Raw genomic sequence first — 13,732 nt, forward strand, 5'->3', positions numbered from 1 at the left:
AGTGCGTCAACAGTAGTACACCTACCAACCTCGCTCTGAAAGGCATCTGCCAGCCGCCTTGCCTGTCCCTTCGTCAGTGTTCTTTTTTGTTTGGTGCACCCGTGCTCAAAGGCCTCTCTCCCCTGCTGTCTCCCGACCTGCTGCACGTCTTGGCATCGATGGGCCATGGCGATGAAATCGTGCTGGCCGATGCACACTTTCCGGCCGCCACACATGCCCGCCGCCTGGTGCGCATTCCCGGTGTAGACGCCAACCGCGTACTTGACGCCGTGCTCTCGGTATTGCCGCTCGACGACTTCGTGCCGCATGCCGCGTTCACCATGCAAGTGGTGGGCGACGCCACCACCGTGCCCCCCGCCGTGGCCGACTTCAGCGCCACCCTGCAACACCACGGCGAAGCCGCGCCCACATCGCTGGAACGTTTTGCCTTTTACGAACGTGCGGCACAAGCCTTTGCGATTGTGGCCACCGGCGAGACGCGCACCTACGGCAACATCTTGCTGAAAAAAGGCGTGGCCAAGCTGTGAGCACCCGCGCCAACTCTGCTGCGACCGAAGTGGTGCGCAAGCCCGTCACCAAGGCAGCGCTGAAGCGCACCTTGTCGGCCGCACCATCGAGCGTGGAACCCACCAGCCAACGCGCACGCGCCTACCAGGGCTTCACGCAGCAAATCTTGAGCGGCAGCATTCGCCCCGGCCAGTTTGTCTCGCAGCGCGAGTTGATGACCTTGCTCGACATGCCCCTTGGGGCGGTGCGCGAAATGATTCCGCGCCTGGAAGCTGGGGGCCTGATCAAGACCGTGCCGCAGCGCGGCCTGCAGATCGCGCATGTCGACTTGAAGCTGATCCGCAACGCGTTTCAACTGCGCGCCATGATCGAGCGCGAAGCCGTGCGCCTGTTCACGCGCAGCGTCAGCGCCGCGGAGCTGGACGCGATTGAAGCCGCGCACCACGACATCCTAGAGCGCGCCCGCGCCGACAAGCCCGACGCCAGCTTGCTCGACGACGCGCAATCGGTGGACTGGGGCCTGCACGACCGCATGGTCGACGCCATGGGCAACGAAATCATCTCCGAGATCTACCGCGTCAACAGCCTGCGTGTGCGGCTGATCACGCTGGAGCAAAGTGTGATCACGCCCGCGCGTTTGATCCCGGCCATGGAAGAACACTTGCACTTCATTGCTGCATTGCAAGCGCGCGACGAGGCCGGTGCCATTGCCGCACTTGACCAGCACATGGACAGTGCACGCCACCGTGTGCTCTCCACCACCCCCGACATGCTTCGCGCCGAATGGAACGAGGCCATCACGGCGGCATCTGCCAAAGACGCCGCCAAATCCATCACAGCCAAAACAACCAGGAGACACACTTGACCCTTGCCCATAACCATGCGATCACCGGGCTCTGGCCCGCATTGCTGATGCCGTTTGCAGAAGACGGCCAGCTCGACCTGCCACGCACCCTGGCGCACGCCAAGCGCATGCTGGCCGCTGGTAGCGACGGCGTCACGCTGTTCGGCACCACCGGCGAAGGCCTGGCCTTCAGCGTGGCCGAGCGTAAAAAGGTGCTGGAAGCGCTGCTCGCCAGCGGCGTCCGCCCCGACCAGATCATCGTGACCACCACCGCCTGTGCGCTGGAAGAAGCCATTGACCTGGGCCGCCACGCCATCGCCAAGGGTGTGGTGCGCCAGCTCTACATGCCCCCGTTTTTCTTCAACCACCCGCGCGACGCCGGTGTGACCGAATGCGTGACGCAAGTGATCAAGGGCATTGGTGCCGACAGCCTGCAAATGCTGCTGTACCACTTCCCCGGCCTGGCCAACGTGGGCTACTCGCACGCCACCATTACCGAGCTGGTGCGCCGCCACCCCAAGCAAGTCATTGGCGTGAAAGACAGCTCGGGCGACCTGGAGCATTCGCTGGGCTTGGTGAAGGCCTTCCCCCAACTGTCGATCTTCGTCGGCTCCGAGCCGCACATTGCGCCGGTGATGCGCGCCGGAGGTTCGGGTTCGGTCAATGGCATGGCCAACGTGGCACCGCACCTGCTGCGCCGCATCATCTCCAACCCGCAGAACGTGTCCAAGGCCGACGAGCAATTGGTGCTTGACCTGCTGCGCCTGATGACCGTGCTGCCCGGCATGCCTTTTGTCAGTGCCTACAAAGTGGGCCTGGCCGAACAGATGGGCGACGATGTCTGGCTCAACGTGCGCGCGCCGTTGACCAAGCTGGAAACCCATGAAGAAAAAGCCGTGCGTGAGGTGTACCGCGCGACTGGTCAGAGCTTCGACACCATTTAAACAAAGACAGGAGACAAGCCATGAAGAAGACCCAGATCAACCGCCGCGCTGTGCTGCAAGCCGGCGCCACCGCGACGGCGCTCAGCACCGTGCCCACCGCGTTCGCCCAGTCGGGTTTCGACTGGAAGCGCTACGCCGGCCAAACCATCGAAGTGCACTTGATCAAGAGCCCGCGCGGCGAGCTGTTGCAAAAGTACCAGAAGGAGTTTGAAGACCTGACCGGCATCAAGGTCGGCGCCGAGCAGGTGCCCGAGCAGCAGTCACGCCAGAAAACGGTGATCGAGTTCAACTCTGGCAAGACCAGCTTTGACGTGGTGCACATGAGCTATCACGTGCAAAAGCGCCAGTTCGCCAAAGGCAAGTGGATGGAAGATCTGCGCAGCCTGATGGCCACCGGCGCGTCGCCTGACTTTGACGTGAAAGACTACTCGTCCGGCGCCATGTTCTACGCCACGCAGACCGATGGCCGCATTGACAGCCTGCCGCTGAACCTCGACCCGTGGATCGTGTACTGGAACAAGGAACTGTTTGCCGCCAAGGGCGTGGCATATCCGAAAAACTTCCCAGAAATCTTGGCCGCAGCCAAGAAGCTGCATGACCCGGCCAACGGTGTGGTGGGCTTTGTGGGCCGTGGCCTGAAAAACGCCAACGTGCCGCTGTGGACGGGCTTCTTCCTGGGCTACGGCGGTCAGTTCTTCGACGCTGGTGGCAAGCTGGCGACCGAAACGCCTGAAGCCGTGGCCTCGGCCGCGATGTACCGCGACCTGATGAAAAACACCGGCCCCGCGGGCGTGGCTGGCTACAACTGGAACGAAGCGCAGAGCTTGTTCTTGCAGGGCAAGGCCGCGATGTGGATCGACGGCTCGGGCTTTGCACCACCGCTGGAAGACGCCACCAAGTCCAAGGTCAAGGGCAAAACCGGCTACGGCGTGATGCCACCCGGCCCCAAGACCCAGGTCTCGCAAACCTTTGGTGACGGTATCGGGGTGTCTGCCTTTTCCACCAAGAAGGGCCCAGCCTGGTACTACATCATGTGGGCGACCAGCAAAGCCATGCAAGCCCGCATGCTGGCCACCGGCTCGGGTGCGCCGGCCCGCCTGTCGGCCTACTCCAATGCCGAAGCCATTGCCGCCTTGACGGTGCCGCCAGAGTGGCTCTCCGCCGTGGCCGAGTCGCTGAAAATCGCACGCCCCGGCCTGCCGATCATCGAGCCCGTGACCGAGTTCCGCGACGTCTACGGCATCGCGTTGAACAACATGCTGACCGGCGCCGATCCGGCAGCCGAACTGAAAAAGGCCACAGCCGAGTTCGCCCCCGTGGCGGCCAAGGCCGACACCTGATCGTGCTGGCCGCAGGCCAATACCTGCGGTCCGCGTTTTTGATTTTGGTTTGACTTCATAAAGCCGCTGGGCCTCTTAGGACCAGCGGCTTGGATGGTTCTGCATGCGTAAGATTTCGCCCTTTGTTTGGTTCATCGTACCGGCCGTGATCGTGGTCATCGCGGTCATCGTCTTCCCGTGGCTGTTCACGCTATGGATGAGCCTGTTCGACTGGAAGATTGGCTCCAAGGCCACCTTCGCCGGTTTATCCAACTACGTGGACCTGGCCCACAACACACGCTTTCTTGAATCGATCGCGCACACCTTGATTTTTACCGCCATGGCCGTGGCCGCCCCGCTGGTACTGGGCACGCTGGCTGCCTTGGTGTTCAACCAAAAGTTTCCGGGCCAGGGCTTTCTGCGCGGCGCGTTCGTGCTGCCCATGATGGCCACGCCGGTGGCCATTGCCTTGGTGTGGGTGATGATGTTCCACCCCCAACAAGGCGTGCTCAACTACCTGTTGTCGCTGCTGGGCATTCCGCCCAGTGAATGGGTGTACTCGCCGCGCCTGTCCATCGCTTGCCTGGTGCTGGTGGACATTTGGCAGTGGACGCCGCTGGTGATGCTGATCGTGCTTGGCGGTCTGGCCTCGTTGCCGGCCGACCCGTTCGAGGCCGCGCTGATGGAAGGCGCCTCGCGCTGGCAGACCTTCCGCTACGTCACGCTGCCCATGTTGCTGCCGTTCATTTTGGTGGCCGGCGTGGTGCGCATGATCGACGCGCTCAAGACCTTCGACACCATTTACGTGATCACCCAGGGCGGCCCGGGCACGTCGTCTGAAACCATCAACATCTATCTGTACCTGCAAGCGTTCTCGTTCTACCAGATCGGCAAGTCTTCGGCCGTGGTGGTGGTGTTCTTCGCCTTGGTGGTCGGTCTATCCCTTCTCTTGTTCTGGTTGCGCGAGCGCTCCAAGTACTACGAGTGATCCACGCAGCCTAAGCAAGAGATTCCCGACATGAAAAAAGTACTCGACAAACTCGTCCTCGGCATCTGCGTGGTGCTGCTGGTCTCGCCCGCCATCAGCTTCTTCCTGTGGATGCTGTCGCTGGCCTTCAAGAACGAAGTGGACAACCTGGCGTATCCGCCGGTGTTCATCCCTACATCGCCCACGTTCCAGAACTTCACCAAGGTGTTCGAGAGCGGCCCGTTCTTCCAATACCTGCTCAACAGCATCATCGTCTCGGGCCTGGCCACGGGCATTGCGCTGTTGATCGGCGTGCCTGCGGGCTATGGCATTGCGCGGCTGAAGGCACGCAAGCTGCTGATGGTGATCATGATCGCGCGCATGACGCCGGCCATCAGCTTCCTGATTCCGCTGTTCACGCTGTTCCAAGCGCTGGGCCTGACCGGCACGCTGGCGCCGGTGGTGATCACCCATCTGGTGATCACGGTGCCCATCACGGTGTACATCGTCTCGGGCTACTTTGAGACCTTGCCGCACGAGCTGGAAGAGGCCGCCGTGGTGGACGGGTGCTCGCCCTGGCAGCGCTTCAAGCACATCGCGCTGCCGCTGGCCCGCCCGGGCATCACCGTGGCGGCCATCCTGGCGTTCATCTTCTCGTGGAACAACTTCATCTTTGGTGCCGTGCTGGCCGGGCGCGAAACGCGCACGCTGCCCGTGGCCATCTACAACGTGCTGACGTTTGAGCAGATCGCCTGGGGCCCACTGGCCGCTGCCGCGCTGCTGGTCACGCTGCCGGTGCTGTTGCTCACGCTGGTGATCCAGAAGGAAATCGTTGGTGGCCTGACGGCTGGCGGCGTCAAGGGTGGCTAAAAACGCCGCAGCACGCCGTAGCCCATCGCTTCAAGCTCACACGTCTTATCCGAAATCGAACCGTAGAAATCTATCACCATGGCTTCCGTCAATCTCACCGGCATTGAAAAACACTTCGGCGACACGCGCGTCATCAAGGGCGTGGACATCGCCATCGGCGACGGCGAATTTGCCGTCTTCGTGGGCCCCAGCGGCTGCGGCAAGTCCACGCTGCTGCGCATGATCGCGGGTCTGGACGACCCGTCCGTCGGCCAAATCCGCATCGGCGACCAAACCGTCAACGGCCTGCCGCCCAAGGAGCGCGGCGTGTCGATGGTGTTCCAGACCTACGCCCTGTACCCGCACATGACCGTGCGTGACAACATGGGCTTCGGCCTGATGATTGCCGGCACCGAAAAGGACACCATCGGCAGCAAGGTGGCCGCCGCAGCCAAGGTGCTGGGCCTGGACAAGCTGCTCGACCGCCTGCCACGCCAGCTCTCAGGCGGCCAACGTCAACGCGTGGCCATGGGCCGCGCCATGGTGCGCGACCCCAAGGTGTTTTTGTTCGACGAGCCGCTGTCCAACCTCGACGCCAAGCTGCGCGTGCAGATGCGCACCGAAATCCGCGCGCTGCACCAGCGCCTGAAGACCACGTCGATCTACGTGACGCACGACCAGATCGAAGCCATGACCATGGCCGACCGCATCATCGTGCTGCGCGACGGCCAGGTCGAGCAGATTGGCGCGCCCGCGCACCTGTATGACTTTCCATGTAACACTTTCGTGGCGACCTTCATCGGCTCGCCTTCAATGAACCTGGTGCCCGGCCGCGCCGCCAACGGCATCGCTACACCGGACGCGGGCGGCCGCATTGCGCTGGACGCGCCGCACGCCAACCTGGCCGAGCAACGCGTGGTGCTGGGCCTGCGCCCCGAGCATCTGCGTGTGCGCGAAGCCGGTCACCCCAACGGCATTCCGTGCGAAGTGAAGGTGGTGGAATTCAGCGGCGCCGACACGCTGGTCACCTGCGATGCGCAAGGCCACACGGTGCAGGCCCTGGTGCACGACCGGCTGCTGGTCAAGGCTGGCGACAAGGTCACATTGGATATCGAGCCGCGCCTGGTGCACGTGTTCGACGAAGCCACGCAGCAGCGTCTGTAAGTTTCGCCCCTTAAGCCAAATGGGCACTTTGCGCTAGATTGATAAGCGCAGAGTGCTCACTTATTTATGAAGAGTAGCTTGTGCTCAGGCGTGTTCGAAACGGAACACCGCCGTACCTGCGCGCAGGTTTGGCAAGGTGCGCACCTCGCGGCCGTCTTGCAGGCCAAACGCGTCCAACACGCGCAGTTGGTTCTTAGCGGCCAGCACTTCAAAGTCTTTGTACGTTCCGACCCGAATGTTCGGCGTGTCATACCACTGGTAGGGCAAGCGCCGCGTCACGGGCATACGGCCGCGCAGAATGCTCACGCGGTTGGGCCAGTGCGCAAAGTTAGGGAAGGCCACCACACCCGTGCGACCCACGCGCGCGGTTTCGCGCAGCATGGTTTCGGCATTGCGCAGGTGTTGCAGAGTATCGATTTGCAGCACCACATCGAACGAGTTGTCGTCGAACATGGCCAGGCCTTCGTCGAGGTTGAGCTGCAGCACGTTGACGCCACGGCGCGCGCAGGCAAGCAAGTTAGCGTCGTCAATTTCGACGCCGTAGCCGGTACAACCACGCTCGCGCTGCAAATACGCCAACAAGGCGCCGTCGCCGCAACCCAGGTCGAGTACGCGCGCACCTTGCGGCACCAGCGCGGCGATGGATTGAATGGTGGTCACATCGCTCATACCTTGAGCTCCTCGCCAATACGGTTGAAATACGCGTTCACCAGGTTGAGATAACGCGGGTCGTCCAGCAAGAATGCGTCGTGCCCGTGGGGCGCATCGATTTCGGCGTAGCTGACGTCGCGCTGGTGCGGCAGCAGGGCGCGCACAATTTCGCGGCTACGCGCCGGTGCAAAGCGCCAGTCGGTGGTGAAGCTCACCAACAGGAACTTGCAGGTGGCGCGCTCCAGGGCTGCGGTAAGGTTGCCGCCGTAGCTGCGCGCGGGGTCGAAGTAGTCGAGCGCGCGGGTGATCAGCAAGTAGGTGTTGGCGTCGAAGTAGTCGCTGAACTTGTCGCCCTGGTAGCGCAGGTAGCTTTCAATCTGAAATTCCACGTCTTGTGTGGAGTAACGGTAGCCGGTCACGCTGCCGGTGACCGCTTCGCGCAGGTCGCGGCCAAACTTCTCGTTCATCACGTCGTCGCTGAGATACGTGATGTGGCCCACCATGCGTGCGATGCGCAGGCCACGCTTGGGCACCACGCTGTGTTGGTAGAAATGGCCGCCATGAAAGTCGGGGTCGGTGACGATGGCGCGGCGCGCCACTTCGTTGAACGCAATGTTCTCGGCCGTGAGGTTGGGCGCACTCGCAATCACCACGGCGTGGCGCACGCGCTCAGGGTATTGCAGCGTCCAGCTCAGCGCCTGCATGCCGCCCAAGCTGCCGCCCATCACGGCGGCCAGGGTTTCGATGCCCAGCGCGTCGAGCAAGCGGGCTTGGGCGTTAACCCAGTCCTCCACCGTCACCACGGGGAAGTCGGCGCCGTAGATCTGGCCGGTGTCGGGGTGGGTGTGCATCGGCCCGGTGGAACCAAAGCACGAACCGAGGTTGTTCACGCCGATGACGAAGAAGCGGTTGGTGTCCACCGATTTGCCGGGGCCGATCATGTTGTCCCACCAGCCCTCGCTTTTCGGCTGGCCTTCGTACACGCCCGCCACGTGGTGCGAGGCGTTGAGCGCGTGGCACACCAGCACAGCGTTGGAGCGGTCGGCGTTGAGTGTGCCGTAGGTCTCGTAGCTCAGCGCATACGAGTGGATCGACGCACCGCTTTGCAGAGTCAGAGGCTCGGCAAACGGCATGGTTTGAGGTGTGGCAATAAAGGACATGGCAACAAAAAACCCGGCATCGCTAAAAACGAGGCCGGGTTTTCGGGTGTCGTCTTTAGCTGAATTTCTAAAGCGCCCGCAAGCTTGAAACAAATCGGCGCAGAGGGAGTTTAGCCCATATCGACGCCACGCCATATCGCCAAGATGCCCAGCGCCAGGAAGAACAGCGCGGACACCACGTGCACCACCTTGATCGGCACCAGTCGCGTCATGCGCTCGCCCAGCCACACCACGGGTGCATTCGCCAGCATCATGCCCAGCGTGGTGCCGGCCACCACCCAAAGATAGGCGTTGTATTTGGCGGCAAGCATCACGGTGGCGATTTGTGTTTTGTCGCCCATCTCGGCCAGGAAGAACAGCACGACCGTGGTGCCGAAGACGCCGTAGCGTGGCGTGCTGTCAGCGTCATCGTCGTCGAGCTTGTCGGGGATCAACATCCAGACGGCCATCGCAATAAACGACAAGCCCAAGACCCAGCGCAGCACATCAGGGCCCAATTGCGTGGTGACCCAGGCGCCGACCGCGCCAGCGAGGGCGTGGTTGACAAGGGTGGCGGTGAGGATGCCCAAGACGATGGGCCAGGGTTTGCGAAAACGCGCAGCCAAAACTAAGGCCAGCAGTTGGGTTTTGTCACCCATTTCTGCCAACGCAACAATACCCGTGGAGACGAGGAAAGCACTCATATCGATTTCCGGCCGGAAATAAAACCAATGACCACGCGGCATCCCCGGCCAAAAACGGAGGCTGCATGGTCAAAGGTCTCGCTGAATCCCGGTAAAACCGAAGAACGCTTGCACCATGTCTGATTCGCCATGAACAGGCGACCTTACAAGTCTGTTGATGCAAGCCCCACTCAAGAATCGGTGGGTGGCTACTCCCCAATGAACTTCATTATTATAAACAGTCGAATCGACGTTCATCGGCGCATGGGGTTTTATCATCGGCATTTTTATCCCCCAAGCGGACGCATCCATGGCCATTGCGGAGCAGTTGGAATCCCACCGCGCTTACCTGTTGCGCTTTGCTCGCCTGCAACTCCGCAACGATGCGTGGGCAGAAGACGCGGTATCGGAAACGCTGCTGGCCGCGCTAGCCAAACCGGAGGCTTTTTCAGAGAAGTCGCAGCTCAAAACCTGGCTGGTGGGCATCCTCAAGTTCAAGGTGATCGACATTTTTCGGCATCACGCCCGAGAGGTTTCGATGGACATGTCTGGCGAGCCTTCCGGCGATGATGAACTCGACCGGCTGCTGTTCAAGCCCGACGGCCACTTTCAGCATGAGCCTGCCGATTGGGGCAACCCCGAGCAAGATCTCAGTTCACACCAGTTTTTGCTGGTCTTGGAAATGTGCACCGAGCGCATGCCCCCCACGCTGGGGCGCGTGTTCTTGATGCGCGAATGGCTGGAGTTACCCAGTGAAGATATCTGTAAGGAACTGGGACTGACGTCGACCAACCTTTACGTTCAACTTCATCGGGCACGCCTGCGTTTGCGCGAATGCCTTGAGTTGCACTGGTTCGGCCAACCGGTAGCCAAGTAATGGGGAAAAGATGATGTGGCTCAGACGCACCTGCAAAGAAGCCGTCACGTTGATGGTGGCAAAAGAAGATCGCGCACTGCCGTTGCCAGACCGTGTAGCACTGCGCATGCACCTCTGGGCCTGCGCCGCGTGTCCCAAGTTCGATCGGCAAATGCGCACCATCCACAACGCCATGCAGCAGTGGCGCCAACAGAACGATGTGCAGATTAACGAACCGATGGATCCCCGCTGAGCATTTGTAAATCGGCAACAAAATAAGGCGATGCCGGGAACTTTTTTGAAAAACCCCTCACATCGCGCATAATGCTCTGGCATTGCTGCTCAGCGGCAATGCTAGTTTGCGGTGTTTAGTCAGTTTCGCGTCTGTGAAGTCTTCAATGGTTTGTCGATTGCGGTTATCGGGCTCCATCGCGTTGTGCGTTTTTTTTTAGGAGCCTAATCATGGGCAACAAACTGTACGTAGGCAACCTGCCTTACTCTTTCCGCGACGACGACATGCACCAGGCTTTCAGCCAATTTGGTTCGATCCAAAGCGCAAAAGTCATGATGGAACGTGACACCGGCCGCTCCAAAGGCTTCGGCTTTGTGGAAATGGGCAGCGACGCTGAAGCGCAAGCTGCTATCAAGGGCATGAACGGTCAATCCGTTGGCGGCCGTGACCTCGTGGTCAACGAAGCGCGTCCAATGGAGCCACGCGCTCCACGTAGCGGCGGCTTCGGCGGCGGCAACGGTGGTGGTTACGGTGGCGGCAATGGCGGCGGCTACGGCGGCGGTCGTAACAGCTACTAAATCCTCTAGGTCTCAGGTGTTCTTCTGATTCACCTAACCTGTAGATTGAAAAGGGCCCATTGGGCCCTTTTTTACGTCCATATTGTGGTCAATTCGCATCACTCATTTTTTGTTTGAATTCTTCTAATATGGCCGCATAATGCAAACGTACAGGGTTACAACTGTGCAAATTTGCGGTGATAGTCGGTTTCGCGTCCTATGGTCAGACATTGCTTTGCGGGACTCCATCGCTTTATTTCTGTGTTTTTTAGGAGTCCCTTGATGGGCAATAAACTGTACGTCGGCAACCTGCCTTATTCGGTGCGCGACAGCGATCTGGAACAATCTTTCGGCGCATTTGGCAGCGTGGTCAGTGCCAAGGTAATGATGGAACGTGACACTGGTCGCTCCAAGGGCTTCGGTTTCGTTGAAATGGGCAGCGATGCGGAAGCGCAAGCAGCCATCAACGGCATGAATGGCCAATCCCTCGGCGGTCGTAGCTGTGTTGTGAATGAAGCTCGCCCCATGGAACCACGTCCCCCACGCAGTGGCGGCGGCGGTTACGGTGGTGGTGGCGGCGGTGGTTATGGCGGCGGCGGTGGAGGCGGCTACGGAGGTGGTGGCCGTAGCGGCGGCGGTGGTGGCGGATACGGCGGCGGCGGTGGGGGTCGCAGCGGCGGCGGTGGTGGCGATGGCGGTTTCCGCAGCCCCTACGGCTCTGGTCCCCGCGGCGGTGGCGGCGGTAATGGTGGTGGTGGTCGCGGCGGCTATTGATTTAGTAGCGCTTCTCCTACAGACAAAAGGCTCCTTATGGAGCCTTTTTTAATTACGTGCGCAGTTTTAAGTTTCACGTACTTCAATCACCTGTCAGATATAACAGGTATATTTTCTAGAGAAAGTTTGTGGCCACAGGCATTACCAAGGATTGAAACTTGCTCCGATATTCATTGATGTATCAAACTCAAACAAATAACAGATCATTAGAGAATTAAGAATCTCTCTTTCAGCATCCTCATTCTTCAGATATACGGTGTTTACGCGGACGCCCTTGTAACAATTTGTCATATATTCGGTTTGGCAATAACCTTAATGCTTTTGCCACCACCCCCATTTGCCAGGGTATTACCCTATAACTGGCACCGGCTTGAATAGCATCAAAGGCTTTGTCGGCAAATGCCGCTGGCTGCATCAGAAACGGCATGCCGTATCGGTTCTTTTGAGTCAGCGGCGTGTCGATGTATCCCGGGCAAATGGTGACAACATCGATCCCGTCTACGCGCAACTCACCCCGCAGGCTTTCACAGTAGCTGATCACGCCGGCCTTGCTTGCGCAATACGCTCCGTGCCCCGGCAGTCCACGAATGCCCGCCACACTTCCAATGCCAACCAGAGCGCCACGACCGCGCTGCTGCATGGGCCGAATAAAGGGCTGAAAGGTGGCGGCCATGCCCACGTTGTTGATGGCGAAAGTCTGCACCATCACGTCCAGATCCGAAGCGACGGCGGTGTCCATGCCGATACTGATGCCCGCATTGGCGATCACCACATCGGGTACGCCCTGCTTGGCGAGGCATTGCGCAGCGGCAGCGCGAATGCTCTCCGGTCGGGCAACATCGGCACTATAAATTTCGCAGCTGTCAGCGCTTATTCCTTGTACCTCAAGCCAGGATTTCATTACTGACTCACGGCGCGCCACCAGCGCCAGACGAAAGCCAGCTTGGTAATACCGTAGCGCCAGCGCCTGGCCAATACCGCTGGAGGCGCCGGTGATAAAAGCCAATTTGCTCATGGCCAATGCTTACTTTTTGCCGGCCACCGCTGGGCGGGCGTTCAAGACCCCTTTGACCCGACCGTTGAGCTGCAACACGCGGTCAAGATTGTTGTAGTCCATCGCATCTCCAACGAATTGATCAGCACCACGAATCAAAGTGACTGGCTTGTTAGAGCGCACCTGCTCGGTGTTCATGAACGCATGCAGAAACTCGCTACGAAACTCCAGCCGAGGGGAAATGCCACCAGACGGGGTCTTGCTGGCCTCGCGCACCACAATGGCGTTGCCAAAGAGTTGCACCTCTGACCCATCGGCGTTGCTCAATGCGCGGTTCGCTGTGGAGACCGTGACCAGCCCCTCGGGCGAGATCGAGCGGATGTGCGCCTGGTCGATTTCGATGGTGTCGGTATCTGGGTAGTGGCGTGCTTCAACGCCCCGCAATTCGCTTTTCAAGCGCCCTGACTCGTCGTAAGTCTTCACCGAAAACTTGCGCATGAAGTAATCCGGCTCGTGCACCAGTTGGGCATCTGGCGTGTCTTGCTGCAGCGACGGGGTATTGCGCACCAGCCAGTAGGTGCCCAGCGCCAGCACCGCCATCAAGATGATGGGCAGATAGATGGAGACGCGGTCTACCGCCGCTCGAACCAGAGCCTTCACGCCAGGCGCTCCTGCAACAACTCCGCATAGCGGCCTGATGCGGCCAGCAATACATCGCAGAACTCACGTGCTGCGCCATGCCCGCCATGGCGTTGGGTCACGTAGTGGGCCCGCGTCAGCACTTCAACGTGCGCCTGTGCAGGGGCACAAGCAAAGGCACAGCGCGCCAACACGGGCAGGTCGGGCCAATCGTCACCAATCGCGGCAGCCTGACCCCACTCCAGGCTCAGGGCTTGCAAGATTTCTTCTGCCGCCGGGCGCTTTTCTTCGGTGCCAAATACCGCATGCACGATGCCCAGCGCCTTCAACCGCGCCCGCAGCGCTGGCGAATCACGCCCGGTGATCACCGCAGGGGTGATACCCACACGCTGGAGTTGCTTCAAGCCATAACCGTCGAGCGTGTGGAAGCGCTTCAGCGCCTCGCCAGACTCCGAAAAGTACAAGCCGCCATCGGTCAAAACACCGTCCACGTCAAAAAACGCCACCTTGACCCCTTGGGCTTTGAGCAGGACTTCGGGGGACACAACAAGGGCGGGGTGCATGAATAAACGGGCCGTTCTAAAAGATTCGCAGAGGTTAAGGGTCTAGAAGA

At 60.3% G+C, this 13,732-nt stretch carries 17 protein-coding genes and 1 riboswitch; of the genes, 11 read left to right on the forward strand and 6 right to left on the reverse strand.

All coding sequences use genetic code 11. From position 1 onward, the window contains the following. The first annotated feature begins 101 nt into the window (after window positions 1-101). The 7 genes from ACPWMG_RS27035 to ACPWMG_RS27065 all read left to right on the forward strand — a co-directional run bounded on the left by ACPWMG_RS27035 (window position 102) and on the right by ACPWMG_RS27065 (window position 6,594). The gene (locus ACPWMG_RS27035) at window positions 102-527 is read left to right on the forward strand and encodes an RbsD/FucU family protein (RefSeq protein ID WP_483302555.1); all 426 of its coding nucleotides are present in this window, start codon (window positions 102-104) and stop codon (window positions 525-527) included. Then, on the forward strand, window positions 524-1,372 hold the full coding sequence (locus ACPWMG_RS27040) for a GntR family transcriptional regulator (protein ID WP_483302556.1): 849 nt from the start codon (window positions 524-526) through the stop codon (window positions 1,370-1,372). Before ACPWMG_RS27035 ends, ACPWMG_RS27040 begins: the two co-directional genes overlap by 4 nt. Then, window positions 1,369-2,295 carry a dihydrodipicolinate synthase family protein gene (locus ACPWMG_RS27045; RefSeq protein WP_483302557.1) on the forward strand — a complete coding sequence of 309 codons (927 nt, stop codon included), beginning with the start codon at window positions 1,369-1,371 and terminating at the stop codon, window positions 2,293-2,295. The genes ACPWMG_RS27040 and ACPWMG_RS27045 overlap by 4 nt, the downstream gene beginning before the upstream one ends. Window positions 2,296-2,315: 20 nt before the next feature. Next, on the forward strand, window positions 2,316-3,635 hold the full coding sequence (locus tag ACPWMG_RS27050; protein ID WP_483302558.1) for an ABC transporter substrate-binding protein: 1,320 nt from the start codon (window positions 2,316-2,318) through the stop codon (window positions 3,633-3,635). A 103-nt stretch (window positions 3,636-3,738) separates the two neighbouring features. Next, window positions 3,739-4,602 (forward strand): carbohydrate ABC transporter permease, encoded by an 864-nt coding sequence (locus ACPWMG_RS27055; RefSeq protein ID WP_422832155.1) that lies wholly within the window; start codon window positions 3,739-3,741, stop codon window positions 4,600-4,602. 30 nt (window positions 4,603-4,632) lie between these two features. After that, the gene (locus ACPWMG_RS27060) at window positions 4,633-5,451 is read left to right on the forward strand and encodes a carbohydrate ABC transporter permease (protein WP_483302559.1); all 819 of its coding nucleotides are present in this window, start codon (window positions 4,633-4,635) and stop codon (window positions 5,449-5,451) included. Window positions 5,452-5,529: 78 nt separating this feature from the next. After that, the gene (locus ACPWMG_RS27065; protein WP_483302560.1) at window positions 5,530-6,594 is read left to right on the forward strand and encodes an ABC transporter ATP-binding protein; all 1,065 of its coding nucleotides are present in this window, start codon (window positions 5,530-5,532) and stop codon (window positions 6,592-6,594) included. Window positions 6,595-6,678: 84 nt separating this feature from the next. On the opposite strand, the gene metW is transcribed toward ACPWMG_RS27065, so the two are convergent. The 3 genes from metW to ACPWMG_RS27080 form a co-directional block, all read right to left on the reverse strand. After that, window positions 6,679-7,263 (reverse strand): methionine biosynthesis protein MetW, encoded by a 585-nt coding sequence (metW, locus tag ACPWMG_RS27070; RefSeq protein WP_483302561.1) that lies wholly within the window; start codon window positions 7,261-7,263, stop codon window positions 6,679-6,681. Continuing rightward, a complete protein-coding gene (metX, locus tag ACPWMG_RS27075) occupies window positions 7,260-8,405 on the reverse strand; it encodes a homoserine O-succinyltransferase MetX (protein WP_483302562.1) in 1,146 nt (381 codons plus the stop codon). The genes metW and metX overlap by 4 nt, the downstream gene beginning before the upstream one ends. A 110-nt stretch (window positions 8,406-8,515) precedes the next feature. Beyond that, a complete protein-coding gene (locus tag ACPWMG_RS27080) occupies window positions 8,516-9,088 on the reverse strand; it encodes a TMEM165/GDT1 family protein (protein ID WP_483302563.1) in 573 nt (190 codons plus the stop codon). 3 nt (window positions 9,089-9,091) lie between these two features. Further along, window positions 9,092-9,297: riboswitch (yybP-ykoY riboswitch) on the reverse strand. 80 nt (window positions 9,298-9,377) lie between these two features. Here ACPWMG_RS27080 and ACPWMG_RS27085 point away from each other — a divergent pair. The 4 genes from ACPWMG_RS27085 to ACPWMG_RS27100 all read left to right on the forward strand — a co-directional run bounded on the left by ACPWMG_RS27085 (window position 9,378) and on the right by ACPWMG_RS27100 (window position 11,486). Continuing rightward, window positions 9,378-9,944 carry a sigma-70 family RNA polymerase sigma factor gene (locus ACPWMG_RS27085; protein ID WP_483302564.1) on the forward strand — a complete coding sequence of 189 codons (567 nt, stop codon included), beginning with the start codon at window positions 9,378-9,380 and terminating at the stop codon, window positions 9,942-9,944. A 10-nt stretch (window positions 9,945-9,954) separates the two neighbouring features. Further along, complete coding sequence (locus ACPWMG_RS27090) at window positions 9,955-10,176, forward strand: zf-HC2 domain-containing protein (RefSeq protein WP_483302565.1); 222 nt, start codon at window positions 9,955-9,957, stop codon at window positions 10,174-10,176. A gap of 209 nt (window positions 10,177-10,385) precedes the next feature. Next, a complete protein-coding gene (locus ACPWMG_RS27095) occupies window positions 10,386-10,733 on the forward strand; it encodes an RNA recognition motif domain-containing protein (RefSeq protein WP_483302566.1) in 348 nt (115 codons plus the stop codon). A gap of 261 nt (window positions 10,734-10,994) precedes the next feature. After that, window positions 10,995-11,486: an RNA recognition motif domain-containing protein gene (locus tag ACPWMG_RS27100; protein WP_483302567.1), complete on the forward strand. Its 492-nt coding sequence runs from the start codon at window positions 10,995-10,997 to the stop codon at window positions 11,484-11,486. Between the two features lie 238 nt (window positions 11,487-11,724). On the opposite strand, the gene ACPWMG_RS27105 is transcribed toward ACPWMG_RS27100, so the two are convergent. The 3 genes from ACPWMG_RS27105 to ACPWMG_RS27115 are packed head-to-tail and all read right to left on the reverse strand — an operon-like array spanning window position 11,725 to window position 13,682. Further along, window positions 11,725-12,501 (reverse strand): SDR family oxidoreductase, encoded by a 777-nt coding sequence (locus tag ACPWMG_RS27105; protein ID WP_483302568.1) that lies wholly within the window; start codon window positions 12,499-12,501, stop codon window positions 11,725-11,727. Window positions 12,502-12,510: 9 nt separating this feature from the next. Continuing rightward, window positions 12,511-13,080: an LPS export ABC transporter periplasmic protein LptC gene (lptC, locus tag ACPWMG_RS27110; RefSeq protein WP_483305356.1), complete on the reverse strand. Its 570-nt coding sequence runs from the start codon at window positions 13,078-13,080 to the stop codon at window positions 12,511-12,513. 56 nt (window positions 13,081-13,136) lie between these two features. Next, window positions 13,137-13,682, reverse strand: a complete 546-nt coding sequence (locus ACPWMG_RS27115) for a KdsC family phosphatase (RefSeq protein WP_483302569.1) — start codon at window positions 13,680-13,682, stop codon at window positions 13,137-13,139. Window positions 13,683-13,732 lie beyond the last annotated feature (50 nt).

Source organism: Hydrophilobacter chitinilyticus (assembly GCF_049860745.1).
Lineage (GTDB): Bacteria > Pseudomonadota > Gammaproteobacteria > Burkholderiales > Burkholderiaceae_C > Rhodoferax_B.